Genomic DNA, 20,839 nt, shown 5'->3' with positions numbered 1-20,839 from the left:
CAAGTATTTACAATGAGCATAAACAAATTGAGAATTGGTGTAATCGGAGCAGGGTCGATATCCGATATGCACTTTGAGTCCTATGCAAAGCAAGCAGACGCAGAATTGGTTGCCGTATGTGATCTGAATCGTCAAAGAGCGGAGGATAAAGCCGCCAAGTATAATGTTGAACATATTTACACCGATTATCGGGAGCTTCTGGACAATCCAGAAGTGGATGCTGTAAGTATTTGTACATGGAATAATACACATGCAGAGATTAGCATTGCAGCTTTGCGTGCTGGCAAGCATGTTCTAGTAGAGAAACCACTTTGCAAAACAGTGGAAGAGGCTGAGCGCATTCAAGACGCCGTTCGTGAAACAGGGAAAATTCTGCAGGTCGGTTTTGTACGAAGATATGATACCAATGCTCAGCTCGTTAAGCGCTTTATCGATAATGGCGATTTGGGAGAATTGTACTATGCCAAAGCTTCGTGTCTTCGTCGATTAGGTAATCCAGGAGGTTGGTTTGCTGATTCAGAACGTTCTGGCGGCGGACCTTTAATCGATATTGGTGTACATGTGATTGACTTATGCTGGTACTTAATGGGAAGACCAAAGCCTGTATCGGTTAGTGGTCATACGTATAATAAGCTCGGGAATCGGGCGAATGTACGCAATCTTTCCTTTTACAAAGCAGCTGATTACAATGTTGATTTGAATACGGTTGAAGATATGGCCAATGCCTTAATTCGGTTTGAAAATGGGGCTTCCTTAATGGTTGATGTTAGCTTTACTCTTCATGCCAAAAAGGACGAAATCGCAGTCAAGCTGTACGGAGATAAAGGCGGAGTGGAATTGGAGCCTGAGCTTGTCCTCGTTACGGAAATGCTGGATACCATTTTGAATGTAACGCCACAGACAGATAACAAATCTATCCATATAACAGAAGCCTTTAATCAGGAGATCGGTCATTTTCTAACTTGTTGTCGAACGGGGAATTCACCGATTAGTCCTGTAGAGGATGGGCTTACTATGATGAAAATTCTTTGTGGTATTTATGAATCAGCTGCCAAAGGTCAGGAAATCAGATTATAGCCGCTAGGAACAGAAATGGAGGAACGGATATGAAGGTTGGCGTTAGTACGTATAGTTTATTTCAAGCTCTGAAGTCTGGAGAAATGGACATTATGGGTGTTATTGACTGGATTGCCGATCAAGGTGGCGAACATGTTGAGATTGTACCCCTTGGCTATGATTTAACTGGTAATTTGGAGCTTGCAGATGAGATTCGCCTTAAGGCGCAGTCTCGCGGCATCGAAATATCTAATTATGCGATTGGAGCAAACTTTCTAACTGATTCTCAAGAGGCCTATGAACAGGAAATTAAACGGGTCAAAGGGGAAGTCGATCTCGCTGCAAGGCTTGGTGTACAAAGAATGCGCCATGATGTCGCACAAAGTGAGGATCGTTCTATTGCGAACTTTAACAAAGAACTTGAACGCATGGCGGAGGCTTGTCGGCAAATTGCTGACTATGCTTCGCAATATGGCATCATAACGAGCGTTGAGAATCACGGCTACTTCGTGCAGCATAGCGACCGCGTTCAAACGTTAATTCAAGCCGTAGACCGTCCCAATTTCCGCACAACGCTAGATGTAGGCAATTTCATGTGTGTAGATGAAGATCCCGTTGCTGCGGTGAAAAATAATCTGCTCTTCGCTTCGATGGTCCATGTGAAAGATTTTTACCTTCGTCCCTCGTATCAAAATCCAGGCAAGGGTTGGTTTCAGACCCTGCAAGGTAATCATTTGCGCGGCGCTATTGTGGGCCATGGTGATATTGATATGAAAGAAGTATTGCGCGTTATTAAAAGCTCCGGCTATGACGGATTCATTTCCTTGGAATTCGAAGGCATGGAGGAATGCAAGATGGGTACGATGATTGGGTTGCAAAATATTAGAAGGCTATGGGATGATGTGGAATAGGCAATAACATTCAGCGATACGAAAGGTGTGTTGATGAAATATGGGAAATCCGATTGGCATTATGGTTGACAGTCTGCGTCTAGGTTTGCGCGATGGTTTGAAGAAAGCCAAAGAGCTCGGTGCAGACGGTGTGCAAATATATGCAGTTTCAGGTGAGATGGACCCAGCGAACTTATCACCTCTAGCGCGTAAGGAATTGAAAGCTTACATCGAGTCACTGGGACTTAGCATCTCTGCTTTGTGTGGGGATTTGGGTGGTCATGGCTTCCAAGATCAGTCCGTGAATGCAGACAAAGTTGAAAAATCAAAGCGTATTTTAGACCTTGCGGTTGAACTGGGTACCAAGGTCGTAACCACTCACATCGGTGTCGTGCCCGAGCAGGCCAATGGCCCTATCTATGAAACGATGCAGCATGCATGTGAGGAATTAGGCGTGTATGCAAGCAGCTTAGGCGCTTACTTTGCTGTGGAAACCGGTCCAGAAACGGCTGTTCACTTGAAAAGCTTTCTAGATACGTTGTCCACCAAAGGTGTTTCCGTTAACTTTGATCCAGCGAATATGGTGATGGTGACTGGTGATGATCCTGTTCAAGGGGTTATCACGCTGAAAGATTATATTGTCCACACGCATGTGAAGGACGGTATCCGTCTGCGTCAGGCAGACCCACGTGAAGTCTACGGTTCACTGGGTTATCAACCGATGAGTCACGAGCAAATCGCAGAGGCGGCGACATCAGGACCTTACTATCGAGAGCTTGCTCTAGGTGAAGGTCATGTCGATTTCGGTCGCTACTTTCAAGCGCTTCGTGACATTGGATACACGGGCTATTTGACCATTGAGCGTGAAGTCGGGGAAAAGCCTGAGGTAGACATCGCGAACGCGATTGCGTTTATTAAGAAATATCAGTAGATTATTGGATATCATCTGAAAATTATCGGAAAACCATCAGAAATGACAAGAACTTCGCAATTTTTGCGGGTTCTTTTTTTATTTGATGGAAAGGCGGTCGGAGAAGTGCCGCTTGGGCTTGAAGCAGAGAGAGAGCGATGAGTAGTGGTGTTTAAGCTCAGAAACCGAGCTAATGTCTGCGCTTACTGAGTTAGCTTTGGAAACCGATCCAACGAAAACCGTACTAAAGCAGGAATTATGTCAATCTCTGTTTCAAAGCTTCCCAAAGTGAGCTCAAACGAGTTTATGTGCACTAAAGTAGAAATTTTCGCAGGAAATTTATGGTACAAAAGGATGATTTTTTTTATAGCATTGAAATCCCTTTCAGTTTTTTATTCGCCAAAAGGTTAGGTCTATGTGATCAAACCGTCTAGACCTTTACTCCTGAAATTTGCTATTTTCCATTTAATGAGACACAAAACTACAAATAATACGAAGTATATAGTCATATAAAGCCCTTTTGACTGTAAAAATTTAACTGTTATGATAATGGTAAACTTGGGTATTGTTTAAGGAACCAAATACAAATATCGGTTAAAGGATGATTACACAGATGAGGAAGATGTTCTCTGGTGAAAGTAAAGTCTTTTACTTGTACCGGTATATTTCGCTTGCAGGAACTTCGTTAGTGTATGCCATTGAGGATCGTGGGCCCCCTTTAAGTTTAAAAATTGGCATCATCTTGGTGCTATTCATCTTTGCCAAGTGGATTACGGACATGTATACCCAAAGTGGCCAAGCCTCTCGCACAATTAAAATTACCGTAGGCTTGGAAATGACCGGGATGATGATCCTGCATCTTCTAAGCGGCGGTATGGACAGTCCATTCCTTTGGTGCGTATTCAATCCCGCATGGATGGCTGCCAGCTACCTCTCCTCGGTTTACTGCTGGTTTATGATGCTGAGTTACTTCTTATTCGTCACCGCATTTTCCTACTTTTTTGCCAATGACCAGACGCAATCGCTAGCCACTATGTTACTAAATGAAAACCGCTTTTACCTGATGCTATTATTCATGACCCTCTCGATTCAACTATTAGCCGGCGTCAAAAGTAGGCTTGAGATTGCGAACGCTCGAACCACGGAGACGATGGAGCATATGAAGTCGCTGTATCAAATCGTGGAAGCAGCTACGCATAGCGAATCGGAGAATTTGAAAATCATTTTTGCGGAATTTGCTCTAAAGCTGACCAAGCTAAAGATGTCCTTCTTCTGGGATGTCAATGGGAGTGGGAATGGGGGGCACGATCATCTTATTACCCAGGGTATCACGCCCGTTGGCGTAGAAGCTTCCCTGTCTACAGCTATTGAAATTCATGCAGCCGAACTAAGACAGTTAGACAGCTGTATGGTGATGAGTCTTCCTGAGCATGGTGATTTTCTTGTGATTCCCATCAAGTCGTCGACCCGATTCTGGGGAGTGATGGGAGTTAAGGTTGAGCACTCCAGCTATGAGGAAGGCAGACATTGGTTCGTAAAGCAGCTGTACTTTCTTTCTGAGCTTTGTGCCGTCATTTTGGAGAGGCACCAGCTCGAGCGTATTGAGAACCAGCTAATGATTATCGAGGAGCAGAATCGGATTGCCGATGAGATGCACGACAGTGTCTCTCAGTACATTTTCGGAATTGTGTATGCTGTACATTCGCTAAGTCGTAAATGGAAAGACATTTCAACCGATCAGATTAAGGAGCAGTTGCAAATTATCCAAGAGTCATCTGTAGCAGCATCTCAAGAGTTACGTTCAACCATTTATAGTCTTAGCTCTCGCAAAAATGGCGGTGCTTTTTGGATCACTACCGTCAAATCTCATCTGGATAGCTTATCCAAGCTGCACGCTGTGAAGGTAACCTTAAACGTTACAGGAGATGATCATGGTCTACAGGTCAATTATCAAAAGGCTTTGTTCAGAATCATATCGGAAGCAACGGGAAACGCCATTCGTCATGGACGAAGCAGTCACATTAAAGTAGACCTCAGTATGAAGTCAGATGAGGTGAAGCTCTCGGTCTTGGATAATGGAAGTGGATTTAGTGTAACAGAACGTCTGTCTGATCCTAAGGTATCCGGGCTTGGCGTGAACAACATGGAGCTGCTTGTTCAGTCTTTTGGAGGAACGATTAACATTCAGAGCACGAAAGGTAAAGGCACACATATTCAAGTGACCCTCCCATCCGGGCATCAGGATAAAAAGGAGCTAAATGAAATTCAGATGATGGGCTAAACAAGGTCATGAAGGCTATTCCCATTCTAACGAAAGCAGGTGGTACTTTGAAAGTTGTTATCGTAGATGATCATCCGTTGGTGCGAAAAGGATTGTCAGCTGTGCTAAAGCTTGAAGCTAACATCGAAATTTCTGGTGAATCGGAAACGGTGGAGCACGCGTTGGAGTTAATCAAGGAAACGAAACCGGATCTGGCTATCGTGGATCTAAAGCTGGGGAATCGTTCTGGACTCGAAGTGGTTGAGATGATTAAAGATTCGCCATGCCGAAGTATCATTCTGACTTCATCGACCATGGAGCAGGATGTAAGAAGGGCAGAGGCTGTGGGTGCGGACGGTTATGTACTCAAAGAAGCGCTGCCAGAAGAATTGCTGCTTGCCATTAAATTAATTTTCAAAGGGAAAAAGTATTACGATCCAGGTTTAATGGAAATGTTGTTCAAGAAAGAGGAAGAAGATAGCTTCAGTAAGCTTACGCCGAAGGAGCGGGAAGTGTTAATTGGCCTTGGAGAGGGTTTGTCCAATCAAGGAATGGCCAAGAAACTGATGGTAACCGAGTTCACAGTCAAGAAGCATGTAAGCCAAATTCTAAACAAACTATGCGTCAACGATCGTACGCAAGCGGCTTTGTTAGCGCAATCCAAAGGACTAGTCAGCAGTTTTCAGTAAGCCATTTAAGCATTCATGGTCCGAAAGTATACCATCGCTTTATTACATATAACCATTGGTTGATACACAAAATAGACCCTAAAAATTACAATATCGAGTAATATCATAATTCTGGGAATTCATATAGTATTTGTGTATAACCAACTAACTGACAAAAAGCGGCATTCTTCATTCCTTTTGATCGTAGAGTGCTTCACCTAGACTACTGACTAGCTAACTCTGTCGAAAAGAGATTGTTGAATGCTCTGGCTAAAGGAGTGATTGAATGTCGGTTTGATAGTGGGGATACAGACAAATAAAACGCTTTCATTGCAAATATCATAGCTCAATTTTTTGGGAAAAGCAAGACTGTATTCATCAGATTTTAAATATTTTTTTGGGAGGGTACCATGGAGAAATCGATCTTAGATTACTTTGTACTCATTCGCAAAAAGCTGTGGATGATTGCACTGTTCGTTCTTCTCTCGTGTCTGACAACGTTCTATGTCAGCAAGACATTCGTCGAGCCTGTTTACAAGGCGAACACACAAGTGCTGGTTAGCAGCACGTTCAAGAGTGAAGAGGCGATAGATCTTAACGATGTGTCAATGAACTTGAATTTAATTGAGAGTTACAAGGAAATCATCAAGTCGGATCATATCATTCAAATGATGCTGCAGAGTCACCCCGAATTCGGTATGACGCAGAAGCAACTGCTGAAGAATCTGAAAGTGAGCTCCACGGATAAAACACAAATTATCAAAATTGAGCTTGAGGATCATAGCTATGAAAAAGCAGTTGTGATTACCAAGACCCTTGCAGATACGTTCATTAGTGAAGTACCAGGCTTGATGAATATGAATAATGTCAAGATTCTTTCTAGTTCTGATTCTGCTGTGAAGCCGTTGCCTGTGAACTCCAGTGTCGTAATCAATCTAGCTTTGAGCTTCATTTTATCGGCAATGGCAGCTATTGGTGTATTCTTCTTTTTTGAAAATATCAATGACACCATTCGTTCTGAAAAAGAAGCCGAGCATATCGTTGGGCTGCCAGTACTCTCTTCCATCGGAACGATTAAAAGGGGTAAAGCAGCTAAACCTTCGCGTGCACGAAGCAGAGAGGTAGGGGAAAAGGCATATGTCACAGCTAAGTAATGTTCTTGTGGCTGAATTGGATCCGATTTCGTCGGTCTCCGAAGCTTATCGTTCCTTGCGTACAGCGGTACGTTATAAAAAGGTTGTACCAGCAGGTCAAGGAATGGTGCTCATGGTTGCATCTCCTAAATCGCAAGAAGGCAAGACGACAACCCTTGCTAATCTGGCTATTACCTATGCTCAGGAAGGCAAGTCTGTTGTTGTTGTAGATTGTAATTTGCGGCAACCTGGCCTGCATGAGATGTTTGGTGTTAAGAATACGAAAGGCCTGATCCACTTTTTAAATAAGGGGCTAACCGGTGAAGACGTCATTACACCGACAGGGATCATGGGGCTTGATATGATTGCTAGTGGTGGTCAACCACTCAACCCATCCGAGCTGCTAGGCTCCGCCCAAATGGATGCCTTGATGAAAGGGCTCAGACAGCGATATGAAGTCATTCTCATCGATTCGCCATCAACGCTTGATTATACAGATGCTTGTTTACTTGCTGAGTATAGTGACGGCGTGATGCTAGTTGCCAAAAATGGTAAGACAAAGCGAGAATGGGCGAAGCAAGCGAGAGCACAATTAGAGCAGTCTGGAGCCAGAATGCTTGGCATTGTTTTCAACCAATAATTGGAACCATTAGCGGCTAGACTTTCCATAATCGATAGGAGGATGAGAGAGATGAAAAAGGTGAAAAAAGCAATTATTCCGGCGGCAGGATTAGGAACGAGGTTCCTGCCTGCTACGAAAGCGATGCCCAAAGAGATGCTCCCGATCATCAACAAGCCGACTATTCAATACATCGTGGAAGAAGCCATCGAATCCGGAATCGAAGATATTATTATTGTTACCGGTAAAGGGAAGAGGGCAATCGAAGATCACTTCGATAATGCTTTCGAGTTAGAAAACAAACTGCTGGAAACAGGGAAGCTTGAGCTTCTCAAGGAAGTACAACGTTCATCCAAGGTAGAAATTCATTACATTCGTCAAAAAGAACCCAAAGGTCTTGGACATGCGGTCTGGTGTGCAAGAAGGTTCATCGGGAATGAACCATTCGCAGTGCTGCTAGGCGATGATATTGTCACAGGGAAGGTACCTTGCCTAAAACAGCTCATTCAGCAGTATGAATTATCAGAAAATTCAGTCATCGGCGTACAAACTGTACCTCCGGAGCTTACCAATCGTTACGGTATCATTGATCCGGGTGAGCAAAATAACCGCCTGTATCAAGTGAAAGACTTGGTTGAAAAACCAAATTTAGGCACAGCCCCTTCCAATCTTGCCATTATGGGTAGATATGTGTTCTCCCCTAAAATCTTTGAATTTTTGGAGCTTCAGGAGAAAGGCGCTGGCGGAGAAATTCAGCTGACAGACGCGATTCAGAAGCTTAATCAAATAGAACGAGTACTAGCGTATCATTTTGACGGTATCCGTTATGATGTGGGTGAACGTCTCGGTTACATTCTCACGACAATGGCGTTCGCCTTGGAGAGTAAAGATCTTCGACTTGATGTGCTTGAAGCGATGGCTGCTATCCTTATCAAGGAGCAATATGCACCAATTTTAGAGCATCTGGGAGGTGGAGACCATGAGCTTGCGCGAACTGCAGGAGGATTATGAGTACTTGGGACCTCAGAAAGTTCCCCAGAAGAGCTACTACACGGCTACTACTCCTAGACCGCAAGAAGGGAAAAGCAATGCTTCCTATTTATTTGTAAAGCGGATGCTCGATATTATGCTATCCCTCATGGGACTTCTCTTCCTGACACCGTTATTTATCATCATAGCTATCTGGATTAAGGTGGAAGATCCGAAAGGTTCCGTTTTCTTCAAACAAAATCGAGTAGGTAAAGACGAAATCCTTTTTCCGATGTATAAGTTTCGCTCGATGGTTTCCAATGCGGAAGAGCTGAAGCAGCAGTTGATGAGTCAGAATGAAGTTGAAGGCGCGATGTTTAAAATGAAAAACGATCCTCGCGTTACACGCGTCGGACGATTACTGCGCAAAACAAGTATAGATGAGTTACCACAATTGTGGAACGTACTCATCGGTGAAATGAGCTTGGTCGGTCCAAGACCAGCTTTGCCGAGTGAAGTTAGTGAGTATACACCGTACGAGAAGAAGCGTTTGGCCGTTACGCCTGGCTGTACGGGCTTATGGCAAGTAAGCGGACGAAGCAATTTAAGCTTCGGGCAAATGGTAGAACTCGATTTGACTTACATCAGAGAACGAAGCGTTTTTTATGATTTGAAAATCATCTTAAAGACGGTTTCCGTCCTTCTTGGCTCCAAAGATGCCTTTTAGAGAACAGAAGGGAAAGGAGTAACACCATCGTGCTAATTCAGCCAAAACCAAGGGTATCCATTGTCATCTGTACCTATAATCGTGCGGATTTGCTTCAAATTACCTTGAACTCGTTACCTGCTTTAAAGGCTATAGACAAAGCTGAGATTCTCATTGTGGATAACAATTCCACAGATCATACGCGTGAGATCTCACAATCGTTTATCCAGCATCAAGCAGGAGGCACGGACGTTCATTATCTATTTGAACAAACCCAAGGGCTTTCGGCTGCGCGAAATAGAGGTATTCAAGAAGCTAAGGGTGATATTGTCGCCTTTCTCGATGATGATGCAGTTCCTTGCATGGAATGGATTCGCACCATCATAGACACCTTGGATTCTCGGCAGGATGTCTATGCGATGGGAGGTGTGATTCGACCTCGTTTCGAAAGTGAACGGCCGAAATGGTTGATCGAAGCGCTGGAACTGCCCTATACGATTGTTGATATGGGAGCAACTGTGCATGAATATCCGATGAACAGACATCCATTTGGTGCGAATATGGCGATTCGCAAATCCTTTCATGACAAATATTTGTTCCCAACCGACCTAGGGAGGAAGGGGACGCTGCTGTTGTCTGGGGAGGAATCTTGGATATTTGAACAGATGAAGAAAGAAGGGAAGGCTATTCTTTATCAGCCTTCCATGGTGGTTGATCACTTCATCCCGGATAGCCGCTTGACGAAGGATTGGATCAAGCAGCGCTATTATTATCAAGGTGTTACGAATGGCTCTATGCATAAGAGTCAGCTCAGCAAGCTTGTTCTTCTCGGTAAGGTTGCCAGCAAGGTGCTCTACATTGCCGTAGATGCCTTGTTCGCGCGTACCGAAGGAAGGAAATTGCTGATTGCATGCCGATTGCAAAGTATACGGGGCACGCTAGACACGCTCAGTAGACGTGGGAAAATGCGCTTAACAGGGTGAGGATACTGATGACGCCGAATCTTCCAATGCTCAAAAAACCAATATATTATGGTGCGGTCTATGTACTTCTTGCGGTAATAGTGGGCGTAGCGGCTGCTTATCAGCCTATGTTCAGTATCTTGGGGCTGGGCGTGCTTTTCTCATTCGTGTATGCCATCTACCAGCCCGAGAAAATGAGTTATCTAGTCCTTTTATCGACCGCCATTTCGATTAACTACATCGTCGAAGCGAATGTACCTGGATTAGAGATTATTGCTCTTTATAAACTTGGGATTTTAATTCTGTTAGTTCCCTGTATGCTGCAAAATGGACTTCGATTGAAGTTCATCTATCCCATAGCAGCTATCGCCAGCATGTTATTCCTTACCATCTTCTTCTCAGATTGGCATCCAAGGCTGACATTATCACTCACCTTGAAATCATTTATCGGACTAACGCTTCCCTTCTTTTTTCTCATGATTAAATGGAAAAAAGGGACAGCGCAAAGGCATATCCGGATTATTTGTCTATTGCCATTGGTAAGTGTTGGAACTGGGGCGCTGCTTCAATTGGCTCATCTGTATTCGTTTCTCAATGTGGAGTTCACAGGAGCGATTCGGGTACAAGGGGCGAATATCGCACCCCATTTGGCGATGCTAGCTTTTCTAGGCATTACGGTTGCCTTAATAGAGACCAAACGCAATCCACTGCAAGCCAGGTTTTATTATTGTACTTTGGCTGCTAACTTTGCGATTCTGATCGCTACGGGAACTAGAGGACCTATCCTCGCCATGCTGGCCATGGCTGCTTACTATTTCTACGATATGGTTAAGCAGTATATCAAAGGGAAGCTGATCTTACTTATCCCGCTGCTTTGTTCCTTGGCCTTGATCGGTGGAGCCGTCTATGTGCAGTGGGATAATATGACAAAGCGTTCGTTCGAACGCCAGACAGGTACAGGTATTGACTTGTCAGGAAGAACCGAAGCATGGAGCTACTTCTTGAAAGGGGTGAAAGAGTCCCCCCTGACAGGAAGAGGGCTAGGTGCGGTTACCGTTGCGAATGATGGAAGTTTATACGAAGGTTTTGTGGTTCCCCATAACGAGTACATCCGCTTTTATTACGATGCTGGTTATATTGGATGCATCCTGCTGTTTCTATCTTTACTAGTCTTATTTGGAATGATCTATCGGGTAATCCCGCAGAGAATTAAGATTTACTACGTGGCGTTCATCCTGGCGTTCTTTCTGTACTCCTTGTCGGATAACACCTTATCGACTGTTCAATTCATCATTCCTTTCTGCTGGTATTTGAATAGCTTGTATATTCTGTCAACGACAAATTCGAAAAAAGAAGAAGTGATCTGATGAGTAGAGTGACTATGTTCGATGTTAATTTTGATAATTATGATTTTCTGGACTTGCTTGCCTATATGGATGAGGTCATACGTCAGAAAAGTCATTCTTACATCTTGACCTGTAATGTCGATCATTTAATCAAGCTCAGAAAGGATGCTGAGTTTCAGAAGGTGTATTCAGGTGCAGGTGCCATCGTTGCGGATGGTATGCCGATCATATGGGCATCGAAGATGCTCCGTAAACCGCTTAAACAGAAAGTATCCGGATCCGACTTGTTCACAAAGTTAGGTGAAGCTTTCGCGAGCAGACAATACAAGCTTTTTTTCTTAGGATCAGCAGTCGGTATTCCGGAGCAAGCGGTAAAGAATCTGAAGCTCGTATTTCCAAATCTGAATATTGTGGGCTGTTATTCACCCTCCTATGGTTTCGAGAACAAAAAAGAGGAGAATGAGCAAATTATTCAGATGCTGATTGATACGCAGCCTGACATTGTGTTTGTTGGCGTTGGCGCTCCGAAGCAGGAGAAGTGGATTTACCAGAACTATCTTCAATATAAAGTGCCAATCTCGATTGGCGTTGGCGCAACGTTCGATTTCATTTCGGGCACAGTGAAGAGAGCTCCGAGCATTATGCAGAAAACAGGATTCGAATGGTTCTGGCGTCTTGCTCAAGAACCGCGAAGATTGTGGAAGCGTTACTTGGTTCACGATGCTATGTTTGCGGTCCTGCTATGGCGGGAAGTTGTTAAGCAATTCAAGATGAAACGGGAGGGGACGGGAATCAACAGTGGATGAAATAAGCAAAATGATTAAGCCCCCTTTTATCATGATGCAGGCTAGTCGGATGACAATTCTATTGGTTGGTATGGCGTTGGCCGTCTCCTTGCTCATTGGTTACTCAAGTGCAACTCTGAGTCCTGATCTTAGTATGCAAATCGCATTCTTATCGATTCTGCTTTTCCCTGCTTTTGTGATGGCCTTATTGGACTCGCGTCGATTGATTCCTTATATCCTGCTGGTTTGGGTCATTTGTCCAGAGATCCGAAGAATTCAGGATTGGATGGAAGGGACGTATCATTCCGTCTCCTTGTTGAGTATTGCGCCACTGCTAACGAGTGCGGTGGTGATTATCCCAATCCTCTCTAAGTTACATCAAATGGATTCTCAAATTAATAAATTGCTGCTTTATATGGCCATTGTATTGTTATATGGAAGTTTGATTGGTTTAACGAAAAATGGCAGCGGAGCGTTATACGATTTAGCTAATTATTTTATTCCACTACTATTAATCCCGTATGCAGCCTTGTCTAAATTTGATAGTAAAGCGCTAGATCGTTTGCTTATAGCATTTTCTAATACGGCAATCTTGATTGCTGTTTATGGCATTATCCAGTATGTGTTGGTTCCGCCATGGGATGCTTTCTGGATGAATCATGTGGAGATGACTTCGATAGGAAAACCGCTTCCCTTGGAGATCAGAGTATTCTCTACGCTGAATTCCCCGGGACCGGCAGGTACGTATTTGGCATCAGCACTTGCCCCGATGATTTTGGATAAAAGATGGCGGGGGCCGCTGGGCTGGATCGGTGTTATTCTCGTAACGGTGGGATTGCTTATCACATTAGTGCGCTCTGCCTGGGTTATGCTGTTCATTGATATTGTGATTTACACAGCCGTATCGGCAGGTAGACAAAAGTGGAAATTAATTGCTCAATTAACAGCTGTAATTGGAGCCATGTATGTCATTATTCCTAAGCTTCCCGGTGCACAAGGGCTAGTGGAGCGATTGAACACAATGACAGCTATACAGGACGATCATTCGTATAATGAAAGACTTGATTTTTTCCATACGGTTTTTCCCATATTGTTTGCTAAACCGCAAGGGTTGGGACTGGGCAGTATTGGTGTCGGTACCAAACTGAGTAACGGGGGAGCTCTTGGCGAATATGGCATCTTCGATAATGGATTTGTTGCTATGTTTCTAACCTTTGGTATCCTTGGCGGCTTGCTGTTCTTCTGGGTGCTATGGCTGGTCACTCGTTTTCTCTTATCTCAAAAGAAACATACGGGCGGTTTAAACCTTTACAGTAAAATTGCGCTCTCCGCTTTGCTAGGAAGTATCATTTGTCTAGTGTTCGAAAATGGGTATACAGGTTTGAAAGGCTTTCTACTATGGATGGTCGTAGGAGTTGGCATTATGGCGCATCACACGATCGTTCAAGAGAGGAGGCAAATTCCGGATGCAGCAACCAGTCAACTTGAAAATAGTCCGCATAAAGCCTCTATTCGGCTTCATTAAAGCATTCTTTTCAAGCAAAAGTCATATCTCGGCTTCCATCAGAACGATGTTTTTCAGTGTACTAATCTTAGTGATTAATATGCTTACAGGTATTTTGACAGCACGTTATTTAGGACCATCCGGCCGAGGAGAGCAAGCGGCTATGGTCTTATGGTCACAATTCCTAGCCTTTAGTTTCACTTTCGGTCTGCCTTCCGCCATTATTTACAACGTGAAAAAGAACATGAAGGATTCCGCCAAGCTTTATTCGACCGCTGTTCTCATGGGTTTGACAGCAGGCATGCTTGCGATGTGCTTGGGGATACTGGTTTTACCCTATTGGCTTCGTACGTATTCAGACAACGTGGTCCTGTTCTCCCAATGGTCCATGGTGCTCATACCTCTCATCGTATTTTCTCAGATTAATAATGCGATGATGCAGGTGAGAGGCGAATATAAGCTGTTCAACCGTCTGCGCTTTCTTGTTCCGCTTTGTACGCTCATCGGCTTAGGGCTGCTAATCCTAACAAGAACAATGAATCCATACACGTCAGCCGTGGCTTATCTCGCTCCGGCGGTTCCCTTTTACATATGGACGACAGTACGCTTACTAAAGCAGTACAAATTCGTGATAAAGGATGCTTTTCAATCCTTCAAGACATTAATCCGGTACGGCATTGGATCTTACGGTAACGATTTAATGGGGAATGTCTCCTATTATATCGATCAAATTGTTATTATCGGCCTCCTTAATCCAGCGGAGCTTGGACTATATGCGGTGGCGGTAAGCCTTTCCCGTGTAGTCAATATTTTCTCTACATCCATCATCGTGGTGTTGTTCCCGAAAGCATCGGGTTTACCTAAGGATAAAGTCGTTGAAATGACATTCCGTGTATACAGGATCAGCACATGTGTCGCTTTACTTTGCTCATTGATGATAATGCTGGTAGCTCCTTTCATAATGCCTCTACTGTATGGTCCTGATTTTAAGGAAGCGATCAGTGTTTTTCGGATGCTGCTCCTCGAAGTTTCCATATCTGGTGGAACCATGGTTTTGGCTCAAGCGTTCATGGCTTTAGGCAAGCCCAAGATTGTTACGATTCTGCAAGGGATAGGGCTGCTAATCGTCATCCCGTTACTAACGGTACTGATTCCGAAGTTCGGATTGCTCGGTGCGGGAATGGCCATATTATCATCGGGTTTACTTCGATTCGTCTTTATCCTACTCAATGTCAAATTCACCTTGAAGACGAAACTACCTAAATTATTGATTAATAAAGATGATGTGCGTTGGTTACTTTCAGCAATATCAGCATATAAAGCTAAATAATTGGTTTGAAACTGGGGGAGGGGCGAACGAAATGAGTCACTATAGTGACGCTATGGGAGAGAATCGGATTTCTGTTGTCATCATTGCACAAGACGATGAAACGAGAATAGCCAATGCGATTGCCTCCTGCAAGCCTTTTGCAGACGAAATTGTAGTCATTGACGGCGGGAGCAAGGACGGAACAGTCCGTGTATCTGAGCAATTGGGCTGCAAGGTATATGAGAACGCATGGCCTGGTTATGCAAAGCAGCGTATTTATGGAAGTGATCAAGCTACCTATGATTGGATATTCGTTATTGATACCGATGAGGTTGTTAGTGAACCTCTAGCAGCTTCGATTCAGAAGTTGAAAAATGGTTTGTCTGATCCGAGCAAAGCCTATGCTGTCTTGCGTATTGGTGACTTTCTAGGACGCTGGATGGGCAAGGGCGAGAAGCTTGTGCGTCTGTATAACCGTACCGAAATTCAGTACCGGGAAAGTCTTGTACATGAAACACCGGATGTCTCAAGTGAGAATATCGTGTTCGTGCCAGGTGTTCTGTGGCATTATGGTTTCCGCAGCATTCATGATCACATGGAGCGGTTTAATAAGTATACCGATCTGGAAGCGGAAGGCGCTGTTGCTGCGGGGAAACGATTTAGCCTGCTGCGAATGATCGTTCGTCCTCCCTTACGATTTGTGCAGAAATATATCGTTCATGGCTTGTATAAAAAAGGGATTCCTGGACTTGCGGTATCCCTCTTCTGGGGAGTATATGAATTCCTAGTATGTATGAAACAGTATGAACTTGGGCTTGCTCGGAAAAGAGTGAAACAGTCCCAAGAAGAGCCAATTAAGGAGGGGAAAGCTTATGCTACACTGCAATAGTTTGCGGATCCTGTGTACCGGAATGGGTTGGCCATCTGCACAGCCTGGAGGACTAAACACTTATTTCAAACATATTTGCGTAAGCTTAGCTAACCGTCATGAGCTGGAGGCGCTGGTATGCAGTGCGAATAAGCCGGTCGTTCAAGATGACCTTCGCGTCACGAACGTAGCCGTCACCGATTTGAAGTTAAGTAAAAGACGAAATGCCTTTCGGAAGCATGCGGCTGATCTGATGAATCAGCAGGACGTTGATATCGTTTATTCCCACTTTGCTCCCTATAGTATAGGAGTTGCTATGGAGGCCAAAGCGCGAAATATTCCGGTGGTGATGACGTTTCATGGTCCTTGGAGTGAGGAAATCAGGCTCGAAGGCAAGGGATTGAAGCATCGAATCAAAACAATGATCGCGAAGAACTGGGAGATGAAGGCTTATCGGCTGGCGGATGCATTCATTGTGCTAAGTGAAACCTTCCGCGATATTCTTCATCACCAGTACGGTGTCCCGCTTTCAAAGATTCACATCATTCCAGGTGGGGCCGATGTTGCCCGGTTCAAGCCGGCTGCGGATCGCACGGCGATAAGAAGGAAACTGCAGCTGGAGGAAGGGACGACAGCAGTGTTGACCTTAAGAAGATTAGTCAACCGAATGGGTCTTCTTCAATTACTGGAAGCTTGGAAAGAGGTTGCGAGAACGGTTCCGGATACCGTGCTGTTCATCGGTGGCAAAGGGCCTCTGCAAGGAGAGCTGGAAAGTAAAATTGCTGAATATGGTCTCCAGTCTCGCGTCCGAATGCTGGGCTACATCCCTGATAATGAGCTTGCTGATTATTATCAAGCCGCTGATCTGTTCGTTGTACCTTCCCAAGCGTTGGAAGGCTTCGGATTAATTACCGTAGAAGCAATGGCCGCCGGGGTTCCAGTTATGGCAACACCGATTGGAGGCAACCGTGAAATTCTTCAGAAATATCGGCCAGACATGCTGTTTGCCGGTAAAAGCAGCAAAGATATGGCTTCTGGGTTAATTCGCTTATTGCGGCACCGTGAAATGTGGCCGACCGCAGAGCAATGCAGAAGCCATGTGTTGGAGAATTACACCTGGGATCGTGTATCCAAACAGGTAGATGGCGTATTTAATCACGTAATCGATCAACATATGATTGCTTACGGCGGCAATCGTCAGGTAACTGCTGGGAAGAAAGGAGGGCGTGAACAGGATGAGGGTAGCTTATTTGGATCATACCGCTAGATGGAGCGGTGGAGAAGTCGCACTTTATAACATTATTACCCATCTCGGAAACGAAGTAGACCCACTAGTCATTGTGGCCGAGGAGGGTGTGCTCGTAGAGCGGTTAAGAGACAAAGGTATCGATGTTCGCGTCTTGCCTTTAAGTGATAAGGTACGCAATCGAAATCGTAATGCGGTAAATTTGCAAGCTGTATCGGCCGCTTTTGAGCTTCTCACCTATGGGAAGAGGCTCTCCAAATTATTGAAAGCAGAAAAAGTCGTCTGTGTACATACCAATTCGTTGAAATCTGCTTTTTATGGAGCTGTAGCTGCTAAATTGGCAGGTATTCCTCTCATCTGGCATATTCGGGACCATATCGGAGTTCCGTACTTGAAACCGATCGTCGCTCAAGCGATACGATGGATGTCCCGCTTGCTGCCAAACGGCGTCATAGCGAATTCTAATTCAACCTTGAATGCTCTACATTTGCCGAAATCGAAAAAAACGTTAGTTGTCTACTCGGCTTTCGCAAAAACGAAGAATTCAGGCATTGCTGTAGAGAAAAAATGGATGAAGCCCTACGTTGTTTTGCTAGTTGGCAGGCTAGCGGAGTGGAAGGGCCAACATATTTTACTCGAAGCGGCCAAGTCGTTCCTCCCCGATCAGCAGGTTCAGTTCTGGTTAGCCGGGGATGCCTTGTTCGGGGAAGACGCGTATAAGCAGCAGCTGCTTCAGCAAATGGCAGATGACAAGCTGTACAATGTCACCTTACTGGGACATGTGGATGACATTCAAACACTAATGCAGCAAGCGGACCTACTGGTACATACTTCCATAACTCCTGAGCCATTTGGTCAGGTCATTGTAGAAGGAATGGCGGCAGGATTACCCGTTATTGCTTCTAATGAAGGTGGTCCGACAGAAACGGTTGTGAATGGCGAAACGGGACTTCTCATTACGCCCGGTGACCCCGCTTTGCTTGCCGATTCCATACGCTACCTGCTGGAGCATCCAGAGGAGCGGCGCAGAATGAGTGAGAATGGCATAAAACGCGTGGAACAACACTTTGTCATCGAACGAACTGTTACCCAAATCACTCATTACTATGCAGGTTTAATTGCTAACTCGTAATTATCCGCTAGTAAATAAAGGATGGATCAAATGAAAATAGCAATTGCGCATGATTATTTGGTTCAAATGGGCGGGGCCGAAAGAGTGGTTGAGGTCTTTCACCAAATGTACCCGAGTGCTCCCATCTATACGACCATGTTTAGCAATAACCGGCTGCTCGATGAGCTAAGAGATGCGGATATACGGGCCTCCTGGTTGCAAAAAATGCCTGGAGGGAAAAGCCATTTTAAAGAAATGCTCCCCCTATACCCCTTTGCGATTAAGGATTTTGATTTCCGAGAATTCGATATCGTGCTTAGCTCAAGCAGCGCTTTCATGAAAAGTATTCAGGTTCCGAAGGATACGTTCCATCTCTGTTACTGCCATACCCCGATGCGATTCGCTTGGGATTATGACACGTATATGGAGCGGCAATCCAATTCAAGTGTGATGAAGCGGCTTTTGAAAATCTATATCGATAGGCTTAAGCAATGGGATCAAAAAACGTCGGCTAATGTGAATCAGTTTATCGCTAATTCCTCCGTCGTAAAAAATCGCATTCGAAATTATTACCAACGCGATTCAGATGTTATTTTTCCGCCGATTAATACGTCGCGATTCCATAGCTCAACTTCCATTGATGATTATTATTTGATTGTATCGAGACTTGTTTCGTACAAGCGAATCGATCTGGCGGTAGAAGCATTTAATCGAAATGGACTGCCGTTATACATCGTTGGAGAAGGACCCGACCTCGTGAGGCTTAAGGCAATGGCCAAAGGGAATATCCGTTTCCTGGGAAGGCTGGATGACGGTTCGGTCACTCAAATGATGGCGCAGTGCCGAGCGTTAATCTTTCCTGGTGAGGAGGATTTCGGCATAACACCGCTGGAAGCTAATGCTGCCGGAAGACCCGTTGTTGCCTATCAGGCCGGAGGTGCGCTAGATACGATTGTGCCTCATGTGAATGGTGTATTCTTCAAACGGCAAGAGGTAGAAGATCTGCTGCTTGCGATTCAGGAAGTGGAAAACCATGACTGGGATGTAAGGCAAATCATGCAGCACGCACAGAAATTTGATGAGCAAACATTCATGGATAAACTAAAAGACTACATGGGTAAGGCCTACCAACAATTCAGAGAGGGGCATTAATCGTATGGATATTGCAGTAATCGGGACGGGGTATGTGGGGTTAGTTTCCGGGGTATGCTTCGCTGAAGTGGGCAATAACGTAATCTGTGTGGATCATGATGAACAGAAAATTGAAAAATTGCAAAACCTGATATCTCCGATCTACGAACCTGGTATTGAACAGCTGATGGAGAAGAATCTGAATGCCGGTCGATTGGCCTTTACCTCTGACTTGGCACAGGCCATCAGTCAATCCGAACTCATTATTATTGCGGTGGGCACACCTTCCTTACCAAATGGAGAGGCTAATCTGGCCTTTATCGAGCAGGCGGCCATGGAAATCGGGAAGGCGATGAATAGTTATAAAATCATTGCAACGAAAAGCACCGTTCCTGTTGGTACGAACGAGCATATTCAAATGATTATTGCCATGAATACGATGCAGTCTTTCGACGTCGTATCGATTCCAGAGTTTCTGCGGGAAGGCTCAGCGATCGATGATACCCTTCATCCAGATCGGATTGTCCTCGGGATTGAAAATCCAAGCTTAGCCGCACCTCTTACGGAGCTGCACCGTTCGTTTACCGATCAAATCTTCGTTACAAGTATTCGCAGCGCGGAGATGATCAAGTATGCTTCGAATGCCTTTCTTGCGACCAAAATTTCATTTATTAATGAAATATCCAATATTTGCGAGAAAGTTGGCGCAGATGTCACTGAGGTTGCCAAAGGAATGGGGCAAGATAAGCGAATTGGCTCTTCCTTCCTGAGTGCGGGTATCGGCTACGGGGGTTCTTGTTTTCCCAAGGATACAGACGCATTGATTCAAATTGCCGGTAATGTCGACTATGAGTTTCAATTGTTAAAGTCGGTTGTCGAGGTGAACAAATCGCAGCGTTATAAAGTAATTTCCAAGCTGGAAGCGTCCCTCGGTCCGCTTAGCGGCAAATCCATTGGCATCTGGGGATTGTCTTTTAAACCGAACACGGATGACATTCGTTATGCGCCTTCCATCGAAATCGTGGAAACCTTGATTCGTGCGGGAGCACGGCTGAAGCTGTATGATCCCATTGCGATGGAGAAATTTAAGGAACGTATCGACCATCCGGCAATTCAATGGTGTGAGAATGCTCTGGAGGCAGCTACGGGGTCCGACGCCATTTGTTTACTTACGGATTGGGAAGAATTCAAAGCTGTCCCATTATCACAGCTCATTTTCGTCATGGAGCAGCCGATTCTTATTGATGGTCGCAATGTGTTTAGCAAAGAGCAGGTTCAGGGAACTGGACTCAAATATTATTCGGTAGGGAGACCTGATTTGATCGGGGCATCCCGTCCCAAAGCGCTGGCTAGATAATTATCAAAT

The 20,839-nt window shown here is 44.7% G+C and carries 19 protein-coding genes; all 19 read left to right on the top strand.

Translation table 11 applies throughout. From position 1 onward, the window contains the following. The first annotated feature begins 12 nt into the window (after positions 1–12). The 19 genes from QFZ78_RS10715 (at position 13) to QFZ78_RS10625 (ending at position 20,830) form a co-directional block, all read left to right on the top strand. Positions 13–1,077 (top strand): Gfo/Idh/MocA family protein, encoded by a 1,065-nt coding sequence (locus QFZ78_RS10715; RefSeq protein ID WP_373460039.1) that lies wholly within the window; start codon positions 13–15, stop codon positions 1,075–1,077. Between the two features lie 29 nt (positions 1,078–1,106). Continuing rightward, a complete protein-coding gene (locus QFZ78_RS10710; protein WP_307547289.1) occupies positions 1,107–1,967 on the top strand; it encodes a sugar phosphate isomerase/epimerase family protein in 861 nt (286 codons plus the stop codon). A gap of 40 nt (positions 1,968–2,007) precedes the next feature. Beyond that, the gene (locus QFZ78_RS10705) at positions 2,008–2,877 is read left to right on the top strand and encodes a sugar phosphate isomerase/epimerase family protein (protein WP_307547288.1); all 870 of its coding nucleotides are present in this window, start codon (positions 2,008–2,010) and stop codon (positions 2,875–2,877) included. 592 nt (positions 2,878–3,469) lie between these two features. Then, a complete protein-coding gene (locus QFZ78_RS10700) occupies positions 3,470–5,137 on the top strand; it encodes a sensor histidine kinase (protein WP_307547287.1) in 1,668 nt (555 codons plus the stop codon). A gap of 8 nt (positions 5,138–5,145) precedes the next feature. Continuing rightward, a complete protein-coding gene (locus QFZ78_RS10695) occupies positions 5,146–5,805 on the top strand; it encodes a response regulator (RefSeq protein ID WP_307547286.1) in 660 nt (219 codons plus the stop codon). 389 nt (positions 5,806–6,194) lie between these two features. After that, positions 6,195–6,938 carry a YveK family protein gene (locus QFZ78_RS10690; protein ID WP_307547285.1) on the top strand — a complete coding sequence of 248 codons (744 nt, stop codon included), beginning with the start codon at positions 6,195–6,197 and terminating at the stop codon, positions 6,936–6,938. Continuing rightward, complete coding sequence (locus tag QFZ78_RS10685; protein ID WP_307547283.1) at positions 6,922–7,557, top strand: CpsD/CapB family tyrosine-protein kinase; 636 nt, start codon at positions 6,922–6,924, stop codon at positions 7,555–7,557. Before QFZ78_RS10690 ends, QFZ78_RS10685 begins: the two co-directional genes overlap by 17 nt. Before the next feature lie 51 nt (positions 7,558–7,608). After that, positions 7,609–8,547 carry a UTP--glucose-1-phosphate uridylyltransferase GalU gene (gene galU / locus QFZ78_RS10680; protein WP_307547282.1) on the top strand — a complete coding sequence of 313 codons (939 nt, stop codon included), beginning with the start codon at positions 7,609–7,611 and terminating at the stop codon, positions 8,545–8,547. Next, positions 8,516–9,232: a sugar transferase gene (locus QFZ78_RS10675; protein WP_307547281.1), complete on the top strand. Its 717-nt coding sequence runs from the start codon at positions 8,516–8,518 to the stop codon at positions 9,230–9,232. The genes galU and QFZ78_RS10675 overlap by 32 nt, the downstream gene beginning before the upstream one ends. A gap of 29 nt (positions 9,233–9,261) precedes the next feature. After that, positions 9,262–10,194 carry a glycosyltransferase gene (locus tag QFZ78_RS10670; RefSeq protein ID WP_307547280.1) on the top strand — a complete coding sequence of 311 codons (933 nt, stop codon included), beginning with the start codon at positions 9,262–9,264 and terminating at the stop codon, positions 10,192–10,194. Between the two features lie 8 nt (positions 10,195–10,202). Continuing rightward, positions 10,203–11,540: an O-antigen ligase family protein gene (locus QFZ78_RS10665; RefSeq protein WP_307547279.1), complete on the top strand. Its 1,338-nt coding sequence runs from the start codon at positions 10,203–10,205 to the stop codon at positions 11,538–11,540. After that, entirely contained in the window at positions 11,540–12,325 is a 786-nt protein-coding gene (locus QFZ78_RS10660; RefSeq protein WP_307547277.1) for a WecB/TagA/CpsF family glycosyltransferase, read from the top strand. The genes QFZ78_RS10665 and QFZ78_RS10660 overlap by 1 nt, the downstream gene beginning before the upstream one ends. Continuing rightward, on the top strand, positions 12,318–13,829 hold the full coding sequence (locus tag QFZ78_RS10655; protein ID WP_307547275.1) for an O-antigen ligase family protein: 1,512 nt from the start codon (positions 12,318–12,320) through the stop codon (positions 13,827–13,829). Before QFZ78_RS10660 ends, QFZ78_RS10655 begins: the two co-directional genes overlap by 8 nt. Next, positions 13,771–15,138: a lipopolysaccharide biosynthesis protein gene (locus tag QFZ78_RS10650; protein ID WP_307547272.1), complete on the top strand. Its 1,368-nt coding sequence runs from the start codon at positions 13,771–13,773 to the stop codon at positions 15,136–15,138. The genes QFZ78_RS10655 and QFZ78_RS10650 overlap by 59 nt, the downstream gene beginning before the upstream one ends. A gap of 31 nt (positions 15,139–15,169) precedes the next feature. Next, positions 15,170–16,006, top strand: a complete 837-nt coding sequence (locus QFZ78_RS10645; RefSeq protein WP_307547270.1) for a glycosyltransferase family 2 protein — start codon at positions 15,170–15,172, stop codon at positions 16,004–16,006. Next, on the top strand, positions 15,990–17,252 hold the full coding sequence (locus tag QFZ78_RS10640) for a glycosyltransferase family 4 protein (protein WP_307547268.1): 1,263 nt from the start codon (positions 15,990–15,992) through the stop codon (positions 17,250–17,252). Before QFZ78_RS10645 ends, QFZ78_RS10640 begins: the two co-directional genes overlap by 17 nt. Further along, entirely contained in the window at positions 17,221–18,363 is a 1,143-nt protein-coding gene (locus QFZ78_RS10635; protein ID WP_307547266.1) for a glycosyltransferase family 4 protein, read from the top strand. The genes QFZ78_RS10640 and QFZ78_RS10635 overlap by 32 nt, the downstream gene beginning before the upstream one ends. 30 nt (positions 18,364–18,393) lie before the next feature. Further along, positions 18,394–19,494 carry a glycosyltransferase gene (locus QFZ78_RS10630; RefSeq protein WP_307547264.1) on the top strand — a complete coding sequence of 367 codons (1,101 nt, stop codon included), beginning with the start codon at positions 18,394–18,396 and terminating at the stop codon, positions 19,492–19,494. 4 nt (positions 19,495–19,498) lie between these two features. Beyond that, positions 19,499–20,830, top strand: a complete 1,332-nt coding sequence (locus QFZ78_RS10625; protein WP_307547262.1) for a UDP-glucose dehydrogenase family protein — start codon at positions 19,499–19,501, stop codon at positions 20,828–20,830. Positions 20,831–20,839: the final 9 nt, after the last annotated feature.

The organism is Paenibacillus sp. V4I5 (assembly GCF_030817255.1).
Taxonomy (GTDB): Bacteria; Bacillota; Bacilli; order Paenibacillales; family NBRC-103111; genus Paenibacillus_E.
The sequence above is the reverse complement of the archived record's forward strand: the minus strand, read 5'-3'. Positions and strand labels throughout refer to the sequence as shown.